The 250-nt window shown below is 61.2% G+C and carries 1 protein-coding gene; it reads left to right on the top strand.

Going from position 1 to position 250, the window contains the following annotated elements; genetic code table 11:
* Window positions 1–250, top strand: a 250-nt coding sequence (locus AX692_RS07735) for a trypsin-like peptidase domain-containing protein (protein ID WP_196491778.1), incomplete at both ends; no start/stop codon positions are given.

Below are 250 nucleotides of genomic sequence, written 5' to 3'. Positions count from 1 at the left end.
GTGCGCATCTTCGCAATCGGCAGAAACCCCGAAACCGGTCAGGAAGGCATCATCAGCAGCGGATCTGGTGTCGTGATTGATGCAGGCCGGGGCGAGATCCTGACCAATTCCCACGTCGTCGACAACGCGACCAAGCTGCAGGTTCAGGTGAGTGACGGGCGGACGCTCGATGCCCGGATCATCGGCCGTGATCCTGATACCGACATCGCGTTGATCACCGTCGCCGCGCGCGACCTTCAACCGATTGCTC

The organism is Erythrobacter donghaensis, assembly GCF_001557325.1.
GTDB classification, from domain to species: domain Bacteria; phylum Pseudomonadota; class Alphaproteobacteria; order Sphingomonadales; family Sphingomonadaceae; genus Erythrobacter; species Erythrobacter donghaensis_B.
Note: the sequence above shows the minus strand (reverse complement) of the source record. Positions and strands in the feature narration are given on the sequence as shown.